Origin of the sequence: Pedobacter sp. D749, from assembly GCF_019317285.1 — a bacterium.
Lineage (GTDB): Bacteria > Bacteroidota > Bacteroidia > Sphingobacteriales > Sphingobacteriaceae > Pedobacter.
The window spans coordinates 3,439,232-3,458,739 of sequence record NZ_CP079218.1; the positions used below are offsets into that span (position 1 = coordinate 3,439,232).

General features: G+C 41.5%; 9 protein-coding genes, 2 tRNA genes and 3 rRNA genes. 8 read left to right on the top strand and 6 right to left on the bottom strand.

Features of this window, described 5'->3' with window-relative positions; translation table 11 throughout:
* Window positions 1–260: 260 nt before the first annotated feature.
* The 8 genes from KYH19_RS13845 to KYH19_RS13880 all read left to right on the top strand — a co-directional run bounded on the left by KYH19_RS13845 (window position 261) and on the right by KYH19_RS13880 (window position 11,436).
* Window positions 261–2,144: an SPOR domain-containing protein gene (locus tag KYH19_RS13845; protein WP_219075559.1), complete on the top strand. Its 1,884-nt coding sequence runs from the start codon at window positions 261–263 to the stop codon at window positions 2,142–2,144.
* Window positions 2,144–2,848 carry a MotA/TolQ/ExbB proton channel family protein gene (locus tag KYH19_RS13850; protein ID WP_132395340.1) on the top strand — a complete coding sequence of 235 codons (705 nt, stop codon included), beginning with the start codon at window positions 2,144–2,146 and terminating at the stop codon, window positions 2,846–2,848. The genes KYH19_RS13845 and KYH19_RS13850 overlap by 1 nt, the downstream gene beginning before the upstream one ends.
* A complete protein-coding gene (locus tag KYH19_RS13855; RefSeq protein WP_132395341.1) occupies window positions 2,848–3,249 on the top strand; it encodes a biopolymer transporter ExbD in 402 nt (133 codons plus the stop codon). The genes KYH19_RS13850 and KYH19_RS13855 overlap by 1 nt, the downstream gene beginning before the upstream one ends.
* A complete protein-coding gene (locus KYH19_RS13860; RefSeq protein ID WP_116253336.1) occupies window positions 3,249–4,085 on the top strand; it encodes an energy transducer TonB in 837 nt (278 codons plus the stop codon). The genes KYH19_RS13855 and KYH19_RS13860 overlap by 1 nt, the downstream gene beginning before the upstream one ends.
* Before the next feature lie 201 nt (window positions 4,086–4,286).
* A complete protein-coding gene (locus KYH19_RS13865; protein WP_219075560.1) occupies window positions 4,287–5,576 on the top strand; it encodes a folylpolyglutamate synthase/dihydrofolate synthase family protein in 1,290 nt (429 codons plus the stop codon).
* Window positions 5,577–5,643: 67 nt separating this feature from the next.
* Window positions 5,644–7,302, top strand: a complete 1,659-nt coding sequence (gene pafA, locus KYH19_RS13870) for an alkaline phosphatase PafA (RefSeq protein WP_219075561.1) — start codon at window positions 5,644–5,646, stop codon at window positions 7,300–7,302.
* A 239-nt stretch (window positions 7,303–7,541) separates the two neighbouring features.
* Window positions 7,542–7,910, top strand: coding sequence for a VOC family protein (locus tag KYH19_RS13875; protein WP_207908377.1), 369 nt, complete (start codon window positions 7,542–7,544; stop codon window positions 7,908–7,910).
* A gap of 130 nt (window positions 7,911–8,040) precedes the next feature.
* Window positions 8,041–11,436, top strand: coding sequence for a methylmalonyl-CoA mutase family protein (locus tag KYH19_RS13880; protein WP_219075562.1), 3,396 nt, complete (start codon window positions 8,041–8,043; stop codon window positions 11,434–11,436).
* A gap of 63 nt (window positions 11,437–11,499) precedes the next feature.
* On the opposite strand, the gene KYH19_RS13885 is transcribed toward KYH19_RS13880, so the two are convergent.
* From KYH19_RS13885 to KYH19_RS13910, 6 genes are all read right to left on the bottom strand, one after another.
* The gene (locus KYH19_RS13885) at window positions 11,500–12,480 is read right to left on the bottom strand and encodes an acyl-ACP desaturase (RefSeq protein ID WP_132395346.1); all 981 of its coding nucleotides are present in this window, start codon (window positions 12,478–12,480) and stop codon (window positions 11,500–11,502) included.
* Between the two features lie 569 nt (window positions 12,481–13,049).
* Window positions 13,050–13,161, bottom strand: a 5S ribosomal RNA gene (rrf, locus tag KYH19_RS13890).
* Between the two features lie 128 nt (window positions 13,162–13,289).
* Window positions 13,290–16,164: ribosomal RNA gene (locus KYH19_RS13895) — 23S ribosomal RNA — on the bottom strand.
* Between the two features lie 424 nt (window positions 16,165–16,588).
* Window positions 16,589–16,662: transfer RNA gene (locus KYH19_RS13900), tRNA-Ala, on the bottom strand.
* Window positions 16,663–16,680: 18 nt separating this feature from the next.
* Window positions 16,681–16,755, bottom strand: a tRNA-Ile gene (locus tag KYH19_RS13905).
* Window positions 16,756–17,004: 249 nt separating this feature from the next.
* A 16S ribosomal RNA gene (locus tag KYH19_RS13910) occupies window positions 17,005–18,526 on the bottom strand.
* The 16S, 23S and 5S rRNA genes sit together here with 2 tRNA genes alongside, the layout of an rRNA operon.
* Window positions 18,527–19,508 lie beyond the last annotated feature (982 nt).

Genomic DNA, 19,508 nt, shown 5'->3' on the forward strand with positions numbered 1-19,508 from the left:
CCCCATCCTGTTGCATACCATGCCATTCGGTATTATATCGATTTAGCGATTTGCTTACTAACATACCATTTCTATCTTTGTAACCGTTATCTTTGCACGGATACAGCTATAAGTTTAAAGATTGTGATTTTTTCATGATTGGAATAATAAAACTGTACCCATATTTGTCCCCTTTTTGGAATATGATGTGTAAAAACATCAATAGACACTATTTGAAGGTAGAATATAATTTTTAATTTTAAACGCTTAATTTTACCCGAATGGATATCTTATCATACCTGTTAGAACTTTTGCAGCAACGCAAAGAAGTTGGTATTACCGGCTTGGGCACCTTTTATAAAAAAAAATACCCGGGAAGATACGATAAGGAAAAACAAACGTTTTTACCTCCTGGATATACCCTGCAGTTTACTACTGATTTAACTGAAGAAGCAGCCTTAGCTGATTTTATTGCTGCTAAAAGAAATATCTCCAATGATACTGCCGAATACTATATCGAACAGTTTGTTGAAGAAGTAAATCAAAAATTAGAATTAAACCACGAAGCCGAACTTGAAAATACTGGCCGCTTATTTTTTACTGAACAAGGAATAAGTTTCGAACCGGTGAAAAACATGAACTATGGTTCTGAATTTTATGGACTTCCATCATTGGCAGAAACCGTAATTGAGGAAACAAAACCTGGTTTACCTCAACAAGAGGAAGAAGTTTTCGACGAAATTGCCGAAGCACCCGTTGCCCCTTCTCCTTTCGAAAACAAGTCTTATCAGCCTCCTGTTATTGAGAATATCGAACTTGATGAAGTTAAAGATGATCTTAAAAATACTTTAAAACATTCGGAAGAGGTTGTTGAAGCACCAGAATTTATAAAGGGACAACACGAAGAGCATCCAAACCGTTTTGGCCATACACCAGAATCGGAAGTAGAAAATACTGCTGCTGAACAACATGCGATAGAAACACCTGAATCTGCCGAAACACAAGAGGAAGTAGCAAATACTATAGAAGAAGTAGCAATACCAGAATCGGTTGTAATACAACACGAAGAACATCCTAACCGTTTTGGCCATACGCCAGAATCGGAGGTAGAAAATATTGCTGCTGAACATCATGCAATAGAAACACCTGTATCTGCTGAAACGCAAGAGGAAGTAGCAAATACTATTGAAGAAGTAGCAATACCAGAATCGGTTGTAACACAACACGAAGAAAACCCTAACCGTTTTGGCCATACACCAGAATCGGAGGTAGAAAATACTACTGCTGAACAAGATGCGATAGAAACACCAGAGCATGACGATACGCAAGAGGAAGTAAAGGCTACAGAAAATACTTCGGTGTTTATAGAAACAAAACCAGTTGAATTACCAGAAAAAGTTATCCAGGAAAGCGAACGTCCAAGCCGCTTCTCGCTTAGATCAGAACCGGAGGAACCAAAAACATACATCAATTTAGAAGACGAGGCTAAAAATGAAGAACCTGTAATTGAGGCTCCGGCGTTTATAAAAGAGCAACATGCAGAGCATCCTAACCGTTTTGGCCATGACCCAATTGAACATGGAAACGAAGCGCGCCAAGGTATGTCTACCTGGTTGATGATTACAATTGCAGTTTTAGCTTTAGCTGTTATTGCAGCGATAACCTTTTTGGTTAAGCCCGAATTATTTACAGGCAAAAGTACTGAAGCAATAAAACCAGCACAAGTAATTGTCGATTCGCCAAAGGTTGCTGTTGATACCTTAAAAGCAAAACAAGATTCAATAGCCAAAACAGATAGCATTTTAAAAGCCAATCAGGTTCAGAAAAAAACCGATACGGTTAAAAAAACAGCATCAAAACCTGTAGCCAACCCTACTGTAGAAACACCAAAAGAAAATAAAATTGTACCAAACACTGGTCCTTCTACGTTTTATGTTATTGCAGCGTCCTTTCAATCCGAGAAAAAAGCACTTGTATTTATTAAGCAAATGGAAAAAATCGGTTTAAGTGCCGAAATCGCAAAAGTACCTGGTCGTTTAAAAAAGGTAAGCATAGCGAGTTTTACAACTGAAAAAGAAGCTAAAGAACAGAAAGATATTTTACAGAAAAAACTAAAAGGAAAAGGCTATTTCGTACAACAAAAATCTAACAACACACAACCATAATGATAACTTTATTAATTCAGGACACCACACAAGCATTACAAGACACAGCAAATGCGGTTAACCAAGCAGTAACACAGCCACAGCCAGAACTACATTTTATCGATCTGCTTTTTAAAGGCGGTTGGGTAATGATCCCCTTGGTTTTTCTTGCTTTTTTAGCCTTGATTATTTTTGTTGAACGCTATTTAACCATCAAAAAAGCCACTAAAGATGAGGCTAACCTCATTGTACAGATCAGGTCTTATATCCAATCTGGAAATTTAGAAGGCGCAATGTCGCTGTTAAGAAATAATAACTCTCCCCTTTCGCGGATGTTGCAAAAAGGTTTAAAACGCATTGGTCGCCCAATTAAAGATATTGAAGGCGCGATTGAAAACGTTGGTAAATTAGAGGTTTCTAAATTAGAGAAGAACATCAGTATATTGGGTATTGTTGCAGGTATTGCACCTATGCTTGGTTTCGTAGGTACAATTGTGGGGGTAATTACCATTTTCCACCAAGTATCAATAAAAGGTGCGATTGAAATCGGTACTATCTCTGGTGGTTTATATACCAAAATGATTACATCAGCAACCGGATTAATTATTGGTATCATCGCTTATGTACTGTACCACATTTTAAACATTATGGTTGAAAAAATCATTCTTAAAATGGAAACCGATGCAATTGATTTTATTGATTTATTAGAAGAACCAGGCAAATAATGAACTTACGCAAAAGAACAAAAGGATCGGTAGAAGTACATACTTCAGCGTTGAACGATATTATGTTCTTCCTGATGCTGTTTTTCTTACTGGCCTCTGCCGTGGTTAATCCTACAGTAGTTAAACTATTGTTACCACAATCTTCAAGCGGACAGCAATCTACCGCCAAGAAAGCAGTTACGGTTACAATAGATGAAAACCTTAAATATTTCGTTGAAAAGAAACCGGTTAGTATTGAAGAATTAGAGCCTACGTTGGCATCATACCAAAAATTAGCACCAGATATGACCATTCTTTTATATGTATCGCGCAATGTGACATATCAGGAAGGATTTGTGGTAAATGACATTGCCAATAAACTGAAATTAAAACTTGTTGTAGCCGTTGAGCCTAAAAAATAATGAACTACAAAGCACAAATACCTAACGAAGAAAATAATTACCCTAAAGCCATTGCCATAGCAAGCGGAATTATGGGTTTTTTATTATTGATCAGCTTTTTTATAGTGATTGGTTCTTTCCAGCCACCTGAAGAAGTGGGTATGGGCGGTATGGTTGTAAATTACGGTACTTCAGCAGAAGGAATGGGTGATGATTATACCAGCATTGAAGAGCCATCGGCTGATCCAAATGCAAATGGCAAGCCACCAGAAAAGGTAACACCAGAAGAAAAAGTTACACCAACTACCTCTACCGAAAGTAGCGATAAAGAAGTGCAGACACAAAATACTGAAGATGCTATTGCCGTAAATACTAAACCAACAAAACCAACTAAAGCAGCACCAACTCCGGTAACTGAAGACAAGCCGGCCAAACCGGTAATTAACCAGAATGCACTTTACAAAGGCAAAAAAAATACTGGTCAGGGGCAAGGAGACGGCACCGGAAAAACACCAGGTAACCAGGGCGATAAAGATGGCGATCCATTGGCTTCTAATTATGGAGAAGGTGGTTCCGGAAATGGTAATGTACAGTTATCATTGGCCAGCAGAAAATTTATCGATATCCCAAGGATACAGGATGATGGGCAAAGTGCAGGAAAAATTGCCGTTCAAATCCGGGTTGATAAAAATGGTAAAGTGGTTCAGGCCCGTGCGGGTGCAAAAGGCACTACCCTATCTGATTTAGCACTCTGGAGAAAATGTGAACAGGCTGTTTTAGGTGCGAGTTTAAATAAACTGGAATCAGCTCCCGATGTACAAACCGGAATTGTGATGTTTAACTTCAAAGTGAAATAAAAAATAAATTAAATAACCAAGGTCTGTGTCTTCACAGACCTTTTTTGTTAATATAAATATTTCCCTTGCCATGGTCTGTGTCTTCACAGAACACCACCTAGACTTCAGAAGTTCTCCCTCCCCCAAATCCCAAATTTCAAAACTTCGGAAGTCAATCTCATTTGAACTTCAAACGCCAATCCATTATATTTGACGCAAATTATGAACTACCAACAAACGCTTGAATTTTTATACAGTAAACTCCCGATGTTTACCCGCGTTGGTGCCTCTGCTTTCAAAAAAGATTTAACCAATACCATTATTCTTTGTGAGGCTTTGGATAATCCGCAAGATAAATTTAAGAGTGTCCATGTAGCGGGCACTAACGGTAAAGGATCTACATCACACATGTTAGCATCAGTATTGCAGGCACAGGGATACAAAACGGGGCTTTACACCTCTCCCCATTTAAAAGATTTCCGCGAACGCATTCGCATCAACGGAAAAATGATGAGCAAAACGGAAGTGGTATCGTTCGTAAAAGATCAACAAAAATTGATCGAAAAAACTGAGCCTTCTTTTTTCGAGGTCACCGTTGCCATGGCATTCGATCATTTTGCCAAACATCAGGTAGATGTAGCTGTAATCGAAGTGGGTTTAGGCGGAAGGTTAGATTCTACCAATATCATTACACCACAAATTTCGGTCATCACCAACATCAGCCTCGATCATATGAATATGCTGGGCAATACCCTGTCCGAAATTGCAGGTGAAAAAGCAGGCATCATTAAAAAGAATATTCCGGTAATAATTGGCGAAACCCAGGAAGAATCGGCACCGGTTTTTATCAAAAAAGCCAAAGCTGAGGGCGCTCCTATTGTTTTCGCTGATCAAGTGTTAACTGCCCAGGATTTTAAAATAAAAAACAGTAAACTTTCTTTATCCGTTTATCAGGATGGTAAAATCAAATACAAAGATCTTCAAAGCGACCTTACCGGTGTTTATCAGCATAAAAACATCCTAACCGTTTTAGAAACTCTGGCAGTACTGAACGAGAAAACTGAAATAAAAACCGATCAGGAAAGTATTTATAAAGGAATAAGCCAGGTAAAAAAACAAACCGGTTTGCAGGGCCGTTGGCAAACTTTATCTAAAAATCCTTTAGTCATCTGCGATACCGGCCATAACGAAGCGGGAATTAAGGAGGTAATCAAAAACATTACACAAACTCCATATCAAAACCTGCACATTGTTTTTGGTATGGTAAACGATAAGGATATTTCGAAAGTGTTGTCTCTTATGCCAAAAAATGCCATTTATTATTTTTGCAAACCTGATTTAGAACGTGGTTTAGTTGCTAACGCACTAAAAGAACAGGCGGCAGCATTTAACTTAAACGGATACATTTATGCATCAGTTGCCGAAGCAAAAGCAACTGCTATTCAGGCAGCCGGCACAAATGACCTTATTTTTATAGGTGGAAGTACATTTGTAGTGGCCGAAGCGATATAAAATCTTTACATAAACTTCAAATTAGCTTTATCTAAATTGATTACTTTAGCCATTTAACTAAAACACAATGAATAAAATATCCCGTTTAATCTTTACCATTTCTATTTTTTCGATCTCACTTTCCTCAGCTCAAACCAAAAAACCTACCGCAGTACCTTCAAAAGCATTTCCAGCTGAGGTTGCACGCCCTAAATTGGTGGTTGGCTTAGTGGTCGACCAAATGCGTTGGGATTATTTATACCGCTACTATAACCGCTATAGCAATGGCGGATTTAAAAGATTAATCAACGAGGGTTTTTCTGTGGAAAATACCTTCATCCCTTATACACCTACTTATACGGCATGTGGCCATACTTGTATTTACACGGGGTCGGTTCCGGCTGTTCATGGTATTATCGGTAACGATTGGTACGATCCTGAAACCAAAAAGAGTGTGTATTGTACCGAAGACTCTACAGTATCAACGGTTGGCAGTACACCCTCTTCAGAAGGTAATATGTCACCGAAAAACATGCTTACCACTACCATTACCGATGAGTTGAGATTAGCCACGAACTTTAAAGGTAAAGTAATCGGTATTTCATTAAAGGATAGAGGTTCGATCCTTCCAGCCGGCCACGCGGCAAATGCAGCATATTGGTACCAGGGCAGTACCGGAAACTGGATTACCAGCACCTATTATATGAAAGAAGTGCCCACCTGGATTGCCGATTATAATAAACTGAAACTAGCGAACAAGTTTTATGCAAAAAACTGGGAAACTTTATACCCCATCAATACCTATGTAAACAGTACCAAAGATGAGAATGCTTACGAAGGTAAATCAAGCACATTTCCTCACCAATTAACACAAAACGTTGATAAAAATTTCGATGCCATCAGAAGCACCCCTTATGGCAATACTATTACTTTAGATCTGGCCAAATTAGCCATCCTATCAGAAGATTTAGGTCAGGATAATATTACCGATTTCCTGGCGGTTAGCTGCTCATCTACCGATTATGTTGGTCATGCCTATGGTCCGAACTCTGTAGAAGCAGAAGATACTTATTTACGTTTAGACAAAGATTTCGAAGAGTTTTTCAATTATCTGGATAAAAAAGTAGGTAAAGGAAATTATACCGTATTTTTAACTGCTGATCATGGAGCTGCGCATGTACCAGGTTTTATGCAGGAGAACAAATTACCTTCAGGCGTAGTGAGTGACCGTGATATCGCAGACAAATTAAATGCTTACTTAAATGATAAATTTAAAGTAAATAATGTGGTTTTAAGATCGATGAACAACCAGATCATTTTCGATCATGATAAAACCGACAAAGGTGATGTGAGTTTCGATGTAATTAAATCAGCATCAGTAGAATTCTTAAAAAGGTTAGATGGTTTCCAGAATGCAGTTGATATTGCTAAAATATCACAGGCTACAATTCAGGAAATCCAGAAAAAAATGATTACCAACGGATACAATGCACGTAGAAGTGGTGATATCTATTATGTTTTACAACCAAACTGGTTTAACGGTAGCAGTACAGGTACAACCCATGGAAACTGGAACCCATACGATTCACACATTCCATTGGTTTTTATGGGCTGGGGAATCAAATCAGGCGCTTCTAATAAAACACATTACATGACCGATATTGCACCAACGCTGGCTGCGCTGCTCCATATTCAGATGCCAAATGGTAATGTTGGAGAACCAATCACAGAGATTACAAACAAATAATTTAAGGAAACTATGCTCACCAGCATAGTTTTTTTGTTTTATAGATATTTAGAATGATAGCTTACCACTAACATGAACTTAGTCGACTTAGGTGGTAGAAAAACGGAAACAACTAATTATTCTCAACCAACTTAGTCACCTTAGCACACCTAAGATTATATACACTGATTTCGCATTGAGCTTATATGGTCTCAAATGTCTTATATGGTAAAAAATAAACTATATTTTATCTTAACATCATGTCAACATACACCGCTACCAAACTTACCCCCATGCTCGAATCGCATGATATGCAAGAAACGCTAAAATTCTATACCGAAATTTTAAATTTCACCTGCGCATCAAAATTCGAAGACCTGAGTTGGTTAACCCTCCGCAAAGATGAGATAGAAATCATGTTCTGTAGCCCTAATGAGCATCGCAATATTCCTAAATCCATCATGAGTGGTTCACTTTACATCAAAACTAACGAGGTGACTGCACTATGGGAAAGTTTAAAAGATCATTGCAAAATTTGTTATCCGCTCGAAGATTTTGACTACGGAATGAGGGAGTTTGCTATTTACGACAATAACGGTTATTTACTGCAGTTCGGACAAAATTTGTAACTGAACCAAAAGCCATAACGGTATAGGGTATTCGTGCTTTAAGCTGCTTAATTTAGTACATTTGCATACCAAATATATTTGGAAACAAGGATTGGTTACCAGAGCATATCCATCCTTTAAATCCTGTAGTATGCAACAAGTAGAAATCTATAAGCCTAAAAATAAAATCCGTTTTGTAACCGCTGCATCCCTTTTCGACGGACACGATGCTACCATCAACATTATGCGCCGTATCCTTCAATCTTCAGGTGCCGAAGTGATTCACCTTGGCCATAACCGATCGGTTGATGAAGTGGTAAACTGTGCCATTCAGGAAGATGTTCAGGGTATTGCAATGACTTCTTATCAGGGCGGACACATCGAATATTTTAAATACATGCACGATCTTCTGCAAGAAAGAGGTTCGGAACATATTAAAATATTTGCGGGTGGTGGCGGCGTAATACTACCCTCAGAAATTGAAGAACTCCAGGCTTACGGAATTTCTAAAATCTACTCTCCGGATGATGGCCGTAAAATGGGTCTACAGGGCATGATCAATGATATGCTGATCCAAACCGATTTCGTTACCAAAGCCAATATCACTAACGAGCTCGAAACCATTCCAACAAAAGATATCAAAGCCATTGCTGGGGCTATTACGGTTGCAGAAAATGATCCCGAAGGTGCTCAGAAATTTGTTGATGAATTAAAAAAACTCTCCAAAAATAACACTGCGCCTATTTTAGGCATTACCGGAACTGGCGGTGCCGGAAAATCGTCTTTAGTAGATGAGCTGGTTCGGCGTTTTTTGGTAGAAGTGAAAGATAAAACTTTAGCGATCATATCAGTAGATCCATCAAAAAGAAAAACAGGCGGGGCGTTGCTTGGCGACCGTATCCGTATGAATGCCATCAATAATCCACGGGTGTACATGCGCTCTTTAGCCACCCGTCAGGCTAACCTTGCTTTATCTAAAAATGTACAGGAAAGTATCGATATCTGTAAAGCGGCAGGTTATGATTTAATTATTGTAGAAACTTCGGGCATTGGCCAATCGGATACTGAAATCACTGAACATTGCGATGTTTCACTTTATGTAATGACTCCCGAATTTGGTGCAGCTACGCAGTTAGAAAAAATTGACATGTTGGACTTCGCCGATTTGGTAGCCATTAATAAATTCGATAAAAGAGGCGCTTTAGATGCCTTACGTGATGTACGCAAGCAATACAAACGTAACCATAATATTTTCGAGGCCAAAGATGACGAAATCCCTGTTTACGGCACCATGGCATCACAATTTAATGATCCGGGCATGAACAACCTGTTTGTGGCCTTAATGGAACAGATTAAATTAAAAACCGGAACCGATTTTAAGGCCAAAATGGAATTAACTTCTGATCAATCAGAGAAGATTTATATTATTCCACCCGATCGCATCCGCTACCTGGCAGAAATTGCCGAAGCAAGCCAGACATATAACGAATGGGTAGATAAGCAGTCTACTATTGCCCGTAAAATGTACCAGCTTAAAGGTGTAATCGATTTATTAAGCGAGAATAATTCCCCTCTTCCAGAGGGGTGTCCGCAGGACGGGGTGTCAAAAAGCCTAAATGCAACCTATGAATTCTTTGAAGAGCAATTAGATGGCGAATGCAAACGTTTACTTCGCCAATGGCCAGAAACCAAAAGAGCTCACAAAGAAGAGTTTTTCATTTATAAAGTCCGCGATAAAGAAATTAAACAACCTTTATTTTACGAATCACTTTCCAAATTGAATATCCCAAAAGTAGCCTTACCAAGGTATGAAGATTGGGGTGATATTTTAAGGTGGCTGTTAACCGAAAATCTTCCAGGCGAATTTCCTTATGCGGCAGGCGTATTTCCTTTAAAAAGAGATGGTGAAGACCCAACCAGGATGTTTGCCGGAGAAGGTGGGCCCGAACGGACCAATAAACGTTTTCATTATGTTTCTCTAGGTCAGCCGGCGCACCGCTTATCTACAGCTTTTGATTCTGTTACCCTTTATGGCGAAGATCCACATATCCGCCCCGATATTTATGGGAAAATCGGAAACTCGGGTGTAAGTATTGCTACTTTGGATGATACAAAAAAATTATACTCAGGTTTTGACCTTTGTGCACCATCCACTTCAGTATCTATGACTATCAATGGCCCCGCACCAATGTTATTGGGCTTTTTCATGAATGCCGCAATTGATCAGCAATGCGAAAAATACATTATTGAAAATGGTTTAACAGAAGAAGTTGAGGCTAAAATCGCTTCAATTTACAAAGCAAAAAATATAGAAAGGCCATCATACAATGGTGTACTTCCGGAAGGAAACAACGGCTTAGGTTTAATGCTTTTAGGTGTTACGGGTGACCAGGTTTTACCTGCCGATGTTTATGCCTGCATAAGGGCAAAAGCCATCAGTTCAGTTAGAGGAACCGTTCAGGCCGATATTTTAAAAGAAGACCAGGCACAGAATACCTGTATATTTTCTACAGAATTTGCCTTAAGGATGATGGGTGATATCCAGAAATACTTCATCGATGAAAAAGTGAGGAACTTTTATTCGGTTTCCATTTCCGGCTATCACATCGCCGAAGCTGGCGCTAATCCAATTTCACAACTTGCCTTTACCCTAAGCAATGGATTTACCTTTGTAGAATATTATTTAAGCAGGGGCATGCATATTGATGACTTTGCACCTAACTTATCTTTCTTCTTCTCCAATGGAATTGATCCTGAATATGCCGTTATCGGTCGCGTAGCCAGAAGAATTTGGGCCAAAGCCATCAAGAATAAATATAAAGGGAACGATCGTTCACAGAAGCTTAAATACCATATTCAAACCTCTGGTCGTTCTTTACATGCCCAGGAAATCGATTTTAACGATATCCGAACCACTTTACAAGCACTATACGCCATTTACGATAACTGTAATTCACTTCACACCAATGCTTATGATGAAGCCATTACCACGCCTACCGAAGAATCGGTTAGAAGGGCAATGGCAATCCAACTGATCATCAATAGGGAATTAGGTCTGGCGAAAAATGAAAATCCACTACAAGGTGCTTTCATTATCGAAGAGCTGACTGATCTGGTTGAAGATGCCGTTCTCGCCGAATTTAAACGTATAAACGATCGCGGTGGTGTGTTAGGTGCGATGGAAACCATGTATCAACGTGGAAAAATCCAGGAAGAAAGTTTGTATTACGAAACCTTGAAACATACCGGCGAATACCCAATTGTGGGTGTAAATACCTTTTTAAATAAAAATGGCTCACCCACCATTGTTCCAGGCGAAGTAATCCGTGCTACTGAAGAGGAAAAGCAGTACCAGATTTCGGCATTGCAAAAATTTCAGGACCGTAATGCAAACCGTTCAGCAGATTTACTGAAACAATTGCAAAAATCAGCCATTGCAGGCGATAACATCTTTGAACAGTTGATGGAAACCTGTAAAATTTGCTCTTTAGGTCAAATTAGCAAAGCCCTTTATGAGGTAGGTGGACAATATAGAAGAAACATGTAATAAAAAAAGCCCTTATCGATTTGATAAGGGCTCATATATTTTATAACTAAAGATTTAAATATCCTAGCCAGCAATCCAGCTAAATTTATAATCAATGGTTGGTGTTTTCATACGCTCTGCAACACGTAATAAACGCGAAGGCAAAGCCATAATATAATCGCGGGCTTGTTCACCAGCTTCATTTAAATCACGCATACCTTCTATTTTCCAATCTTCAATCAATTGTTGCATAATTTCCACATAATCGATCGCAGTATAAACACCTAAACGTTGCGCAGCATCGGTAAAGTGACCAAATGTTTGACCAATTTTCAAACCTACCTCACGTAAGAAATGTGCAGGCATTACAATCTTTTTACGCATCATATCTTCAAAAGCCAACATCGCTTCATTAGGATCAACCTCGAAAATACGGTTCATAAAATCTTTATAGGCTTTTGCATGTCTGGCTTCATCTGATGCGATTACACCACACATTCTAGACAATAAAGTATCGCCATCTTTTTTTGCTAAAGAAGCAACCCTTCTGTGCGATACATTGGTAGCCAACTCCTGAAAAGAGGTATAAATAAAGTTGCGGTATGGATCGTGACCAGTACCAATATCGAAACCATCAGCAATAAGATACTGCGTAGAGATTTCCATTTGGCGCATATCTACACGGCCTGAGAGGTATAAATATTTATTTAGCAAATCACCATGACGATTTTCCTCTGCAGTCCAATGGCGAACCCATTTCATCCAACCACCTTCCTCGTCTCTGCTATGTCCATCAACCATGGCTAACCACGATTCGTAGGTAGGTAAAGCTTCTTCTGTAATGGTATCGCCAATTAAAACGGCTACTAAATCGTAAGAAAGGTCTTTTGCATTATCCCTTAAAATTCTGATATCTTGATAAAATGTTTCACTAGTAGAATCTGGTAAAAAATCAGAAGGTTGCCAGTTAGTATCGATCGGTTTCAAATAAGTTCCCATCGACTCCAGCATATATTTTTCAATATGCATCATTACTTCCCTTCTTTTATCTGCAAAAAAACTCATTATTTATGCTTATATTTTTGTTAAAAACAAAGATAACCAAATATTGTGGCAAACCTTATGATATTAACATATTTAGCGCTAAATCAGTTTTAAATGTGATCAAAATCAGTAAGATACTCTTAAATGGCACCCTATAGACTGTAGGTGATGAATTTAATGTAATTCTTGTTGATTGTTTTTTATTTTTTGGAGCGCAGTTCCCTGTGCATTTAGGCTGGGTTCTGCCTGCTGTACGTTTTACTCCGCCAATGAAGAATTGGCTCTGTGCTCACTCCCATCAGGGCTATTAAACAGGAAAGAAGAAGGAAAATAGGTAAGATGTAAAACGGATGATGGAATGGCCTCTGCGGAGATCAGCGTGATCTGCGGGAGCAAACCCTTAACTTTGCTTAACGCCTTGATGGTGAGAAAAATTTATGGCCCCTTTACCATTAAGGGATTAAGGACATTAAGAAAAGAACCTTTGCATAATCCCTTTTAATGCTTTAACAGTTTTAAATAATATACTTCACAAAGCCATTATAACAAGAAAACCCTTCAACATTTCTGTTGAGGGGTTTCTTTTTAAGATCTGGCACCGACCTACTCTCCCACGTGTTACCGCAGTACCATCGGCTCTGGTGGGCTTAACTTCTCTGTTCGGAATGGGAAGAGGTGGACACCACCGATATAGGCACCTGAATATTTTATTGAGGTAGAAGGTAGAGGATATAAAGGTGGAGGGGAATCCCTAAACCTTAAGCCTTTCGCCTTAAACCTTAAACAGTATTGAAAGAAGTTAGTTTGAAGAACAAACAACAGTCTGTTTGCTTTGAAAGCTTCGGATGATTAGTACTACTCGACTGTGCTGTCGCCAGCTTTACATCTATAGCCTATCAACGTAGTAGTCTTCTACGGTCCTATATGGAATTCTCATCTCGTGGCTAGTTTCGCACTTAGATGCTTTCAGCGCTTATCTATTCCCAGCGTAGCTACTCTGCAATGCCCCTGGCGGAACAACAGATTCACTAGAGGCTAGTCCAACCCGGTCCTCTCGTACTAAGGTCAGCCCCACTCAAAATTCCTACGCCCACAACAGATAGGGACCGAACTGTCTCGCGACGTTCTGAACCCAGCTCGCGTGCCACTTTAATCGGCGAACAGCCGAACCCTTGGGACCTTCTCCAGCCCCAGGATGTGACGAGCCGACATCGAGGTGCCAAACCTCCCCGTCGATATGAGCTCTTGGGGGAGATCAGCCTGTTATCCCCAGCGTACCTTTTATCCTTTGAGCGATGGCCCTTCCATGCAGAACCACCGGATCACTATATCCGTCTTTCGACCCTGATCGACTTGTCTGTCTCACAGTCAAGCAAGCTTATGCTATTGCACTCCGCGTACGGTTACCAAGCGTACTGAGCTTACCTTTGAAAGCCTCCGTTACCTTTTTGGAGGCGACCACCCCAGTCAAACTACCCATCAAACAATGTCTCCCTCTTAGAGGGATTAGACACCGAATACAGAAAGGGTGGTATTTCAACGTTGGCTCCACGACGCCTAGCGACGCCGCTTCAAAGCCTCCCACCTATCCTACACATCCTGTATCCAATGTCAATGTTAAATTGTAGTGAAGGTGCATGGGGTCTTTCCGTCCCGTTGCGGGTACCCGGCGTCTTCACCGGGACCACAATTTCACCGAGCTCATGGCTGAGACAGCGCCCAGATCGTTACACCATTCGTGCAGGTCGGAACTTACCCGACAAGGAATTTCGCTACCTTAGGACCGTTATAGTTACGGCCGCCGTTTACTGGGGCTTCGATTCAATGCTTCTCTTACGATGACATCCCCTCTTAACCTTCCAGCACCGGGCAGGTGTCAGGCCTTATACTTCATCTTTCGATTTTGCAAAGCCATGTGTTTTTGTTAAACAGTCGCCTGGGCCTTTTCACTGCGGCTGACATTGCTGCCAGCGCCCCTTCTCCCGAAGTTACAGGGCCATTTTGCCGAGTTCCTTAGCCATGATTCACTCGAGCACCTTAGAATCCTCTTCCCGGATACCTGTGTCGGTTTGCGGTACGGGTTTTTATAACCTGAAGCTTAGCGGTTTTTCTTGGAAGTCTGATTACCTGCGCTATCCAATTAGCCGAAGCCTCTTGGTACTATCGACTTTCAGCTAGATCGGCGGATTTGCCTACCGTTCTAATACCTACTGTCTTTAACGATCTATTCCGTCAGATCGCGGCAGTGTCACTACTCCGTCCCCACATCGCAGTTATAAAAAGTACGGGAATATTAACCCGTTGTCCATCGAATTTCCCCTTCGGGTTCTCCTTAGGTCCCGACTAACCCTGATCCGATTAGCGTTGATCAGGAAACCTTATCCTTTCGGTGGGCGGGTTTCTCGCCCGCCTTATCGTTACTTATGCCTACATTTGCTTTTCTATAAGCTCCAGCACCCATTACCAGATACCTTCGCTGCCGATAGAATGCTCCCCTACCGATATATTTCAATCCCATAGCTTCGGTGTACAATTTAATGCCCGTTTATTATCCATGCCCGATCGCTCGACTAGTGAGCTGTTACGCACTCTTTAAATGAATGGCTGCTTCCAAGCCAACATCCTAGCTGTCTGTGCAATCGGACCTCGTTAGTTCAACTTAACTGTAACTTGGGGACCTTAGCTGATGGTCTGGGTTCTTTCCCTCTCGGCGCGTGACCTTAGCACCCCGCGCCTCACTGCCGACTATATTATATAGCATTCGGAGTTTGTCTGGATTTGGTAGGATTTGACTCCCCCGCACCCAATCAGTAGCTCTACCTCTATATAACTCAACGTCGACGCTGTTCCTAAAAACATTTCGGGGAGTACGAGCTATTTCCCAGTTTGATTAGCCTTTCACCCCTACCCACAGATCATCCGGAAACTTTTCAACGTTTATCGGTTCGGTCCTCCAGTACGTGTTACCGCACCTTCAACCTGTCCATGGGTAGATCACAAGGTTTCGCGTCTACCTCCTCTGACTATACGCCCTATTCAGACTCGCTTTCGCTTCGGATCCGTGCCTGAAGCACTTAACCTTGCCAGAGAAGAGTAACTCGTAGGCTCATTATGCAAAAGGCACGCCGTCACGCCACCTGGACGCTCCGACCGCTTGTAAGTACACGGTTTCAGGTTCTATTTCACTCCCCTGTTCGGGGTTCTTTTCACCTTTCCCTCACGGTACTGGTTCACTATCGGTCTCTCAGGAGTATTTAGCCTTACCGGATGGTGCCGGCAGATTCCCACAAGGCGTCTCCGACCTCGCGGTACTCAGGATACTGCTAGGCTAGCATTCTATACGTGTACCGGGCTATCACCGTGTATCGCTGGGCTTCCCATCCCATTCCACTTCTGTTTGCTAATGCCACGTTGCAGTCCTACAACCCCCACTTTGCCGTAACAAAGTAGGTTTGGGCTCTTTCCCTTTCGCTCGCCACTACTTAGGAAATCATTGTTATTTTCTCTTCCTCTGCTTACTTAGATGTTTCAGTTCGGCAGGTTTGCTCATTATATGTGACATGTCTTCAACATGCCGGGTTGCCCCATTCGGAAATCTTCGGATTAATTCCTATTTGCAAATACCCGAAGCTTATCGCAGCTTATCACGTCCTTCATCGCCTCTGAGAGCCAAGGCATCCCCCGTGTACTCTTTATTACTTTCTTCTACTCATACGCCTTTTGCGCCGTATGGTATGCTTTTTTGCTCTTGTTATGATGTCTCATACCTCACTTTGTATTGCTACTCTGCTTGGTGAGCACAAACACAACAGTCGCCTATTGTTGTTTGCTCTTCTTTTTTAACTTCTTCCAATATGTCAAAGAACTTTATTAAGGTATAAGGCTGAGGGTATAAAGGTGTAGGGTTTAATGTGCCCTAACCTAAGCCTATAGCTTATTCCTTATTAGTAAAAACTGCGGTCTCGAACCGTTTCATATTTCGATATTATTATATCTATATATGTGCCCCATGGCGTTTCTTCTTTTCTTAATCTTTATGTCAATGTATATTATCTATCCCGATAATAAGGTGTGTATTCTGTTTTTTGAAAGCTTTCTGCTTTGGTCTTTAAGCTTTAATGCTCAAATGTGGAGAATAACGGAGTCGAACCGTTGACCTCCTGCGTGCAAGGCAGGCGCTCTAGCCAGCTGAGCTAATCCCCCAAAAGGATTTTAAATGTGTAGTCCCGTCCAGATTTGAACTGGAGACCCCTACATTATCAGTGTAGTGCTCTAACCAGGCTGAGCTACGGGACTTCTTAATTCCAGGTAAGCATTGTTTGCAGTATATAGTATCTTACCGCTACTGCTTCCTTTGGCTTCCCCTTCTTGTCTCCGTTAAGCTTACCTTTATAGTAGCCCACCGTTTTCTTCTGGGTGTTTCTTTTTTCTCTTTTTAGTATAAAGTATATGGTATCAAGTATCAAGACCTTAAGCCTTCTACCTTATTACCTTCTACCTTATCGAAATATCATGTTGCGTGGCGAGTAGGTGAGTCTACTCCAGAAAGGAGGTATTCCAGCCGCACCTTCCGGTACGGCTACCTTGTTACGACTTAGCCCCAGTTATCGGTTTTACCCTAGGACGCTCCTTGCGGTTACATACTTTAGGTACCCCCAACTTCCATGGCTTGACGGGCGGTGTGTACAAGGCCCGGGAACGTATTCACCGCGTCATTGCTGATACGCGATTACTAGCGAATCCAACTTCATGGGGTCGAGTTGCAGACCCCAATCCGAACTGTGAATGGCTTTGTGAGATTCGCATCATATTGCTATGTAGCTGCCCTCTGTACCATCCATTGTAGCACGTGTGTAGCCCCGGACGTAAGGGCCATGATGACTTGACGTCGTCCCCTCCTTCCTCTCTGTTTGCACAGGCAGTCTGTTTAGAGTCCCCACCATAACGTGCTGGCAACTAAACATAGGGGTTGCGCTCGTTGCGGGACTTAACCCAACACCTCACGGCACGAGCTGACGACAGCCATGCAGCACCTAGTTTCGTGTCCTTGCGGACTGATCTATCTCTAAATCATTCACTAACTTTCAAGCCCGGGTAAGGTTCCTCGCGTATCATCGAATTAAACCACATGCTCCTCCGCTTGTGCGGGCCCCCGTCAATTCCTTTGAGTTTCAATCTTGCGACCGTACTCCCCAGGTGGAACACTTAACGCTTTCGCTTAGCCGCTGACTGTGTATCGCCAACAGCGAGTGTTCATCGTTTAGGGCGTGGACTACCAGGGTATCTAATCCTGTTTGATCCCCACGCTTTCGTGCCTCAGCGTCAATAAGACCATAGTAAGCTGCCTTCGCAATCGGTGTTCTGAGACATATCTATGCATTTCACCGCTACTTGTCTCATTCCGCCTACCTCTAGTCCATTCAAGCCCATCAGTATCAAGGGCACTGCGATAGTTGAGCTACCGTCTTTCACCCCTGACTTAACAGGCCGCCTACGCACCCTTTAAACCCAATAAATCCGGATAACGCTTGGATCCTCCGTATTACCGCGGCTGCTGGCACGGAGTTAGCCGATCCTTATTCTTCCGGTACATTCAGCTCTCTACACGTAAAGAGGTTTATTCCCGGATAAAAGCAGTTTACAACCCATAGGGCAGTCTTCCTGCACGCGGCATGGCTGGTTCAGAGTTGCCTCCATTGACCAATATTCCTTACTGCTGCCTCCCGTAGGAGTCTGGTCCGTGTCTCAGTACCAGTGTGGGGGGTCATCCTCTCAGATCCCCTAGTCATCGTCGCCTTGGTGGGCCGTTACCCCGCCAACTAGCTAATGACACGCATGCCCATCTCAATCCTATAAATATTTGAACATTGGATAATGCTATCCTGTGTTTTTATGCGGTGTTAATCCGGATTTCTCCGGGCTATCCCCCAGATTAAGGTAGGTTGCATACGCGTTACGCACCCGTGCGCCACTTTTTCTTCCAGCAAGCTGGAAAATATCGTTCGACTTGCATGTATTAGGCCTGCCGCTAGCGTTCATCCTGAGCCAGGATCAAACTCTCCATTGTAAAATGTGTTGTAAGATGCTGACCAGTTTTAACTATTGTTAAAAATAGTCTTCTTTTTTGTTATGTTGTCTGTTAGACACCACCTTTAAAATAAAGCTACGTAATCATGTACTTTGATCAGTACTCCATTACCTCGCTACGCTACATTGACATCTCTTTTAAGAACTTTCTGATCTGGTAAACCTCACGGCCGATCACTTATATATCTTCAAACTTCAGTTCGTTCAAGTCTTGTTAGTCTTAAACGTGTTTACGTCTGTTTCAATCTTTTTTTTCTACCTTCCCGACATCCGCCGTTCCGATTTTCCCGCTTCCTTTCGGTTGGGAGTGCAAAGGTAAGGAACTTTTTTAAACTTCCAAATAAAATAAATTTTATTTTTGAAGCTTTATTCTTTCCTTATTTGCTTTTCAATACACCAGGTTTAACTGGCTCCCCGTTCTTCCGAACCGGGCTGCAAAGGTAGCAATCTTTTTCTCATCCGCAACATTTATTTTAAAATAAATCCCACTCTCCTATCTCTATACCACCTTTTCAGTTTATTAACCTCTTCCTCCGAAGCGGGATGCAAAAGTAGGAAAATTCTGTATAACACCAAAGGTTTTTTATGGAATAACGAAGGGTTTAACGTAAGTTGATGGTTTTCAGTAGGAAAATTTTTACCTCCGGCAAAACTTTTTCAAGAATTGAATGTTTACACCTCCTTATAAACCTCGTAGGTTTTAAAAACCTGCGAGGTTTGACCTAAAAACTTACGAGTTTCCCTGCACCCTGCCATTAGAAACTTCGTAAGTTACTCCTGCCCCCGCCCACCTAAACCCGATTGAAGTGGTAGCTGCCGGCTTCACGCCGGCACTACAAACGGAAAGCGGGAACGCACTTATATAATAGCACAACAAACTGCTTTGCTGAAAAACCTTTGAAAAGTAGTAGTTCCATCATTGTTTAGCTGTAGGAAAGCTGATTTTCAAACATTAAACTAAT

What these genes read in the sequence shown, in the direction of transcription:
- KYH19_RS13850 (WP_132395340.1), top strand. Translation starts at nt 2,144, where the DNA reads ATGATAACTTTATTAATTCAGGACACCACACAAGCATTACAAGACACA.
- KYH19_RS13875 (WP_207908377.1), top strand. Translation starts at nt 7,542, where the DNA reads ATGTCAACATACACCGCTACCAAACTTACCCCCATGCTCGAATCGCAT.
- KYH19_RS13885 (WP_132395346.1), bottom strand. Translation starts at nt 12,480, where the DNA reads ATGAGTTTTTTTGCAGATAAAAGAAGGGAAGTAATGATGCATATTGAA.
- KYH19_RS13865 (WP_219075560.1), top strand. Translation starts at nt 4,287, where the DNA reads ATGAACTACCAACAAACGCTTGAATTTTTATACAGTAAACTCCCGATG.
- KYH19_RS13860 (WP_116253336.1), top strand. Translation starts at nt 3,249, where the DNA reads ATGAACTACAAAGCACAAATACCTAACGAAGAAAATAATTACCCTAAA.
- KYH19_RS13855 (WP_132395341.1), top strand. Translation starts at nt 2,848, where the DNA reads ATGAACTTACGCAAAAGAACAAAAGGATCGGTAGAAGTACATACTTCA.
- KYH19_RS13845 (WP_219075559.1), top strand. Translation starts at nt 261, where the DNA reads ATGGATATCTTATCATACCTGTTAGAACTTTTGCAGCAACGCAAAGAA.
- pafA (WP_219075561.1), top strand. Translation starts at nt 5,644, where the DNA reads ATGAATAAAATATCCCGTTTAATCTTTACCATTTCTATTTTTTCGATC.
- KYH19_RS13880 (WP_219075562.1), top strand. Translation starts at nt 8,041, where the DNA reads ATGCAACAAGTAGAAATCTATAAGCCTAAAAATAAAATCCGTTTTGTA.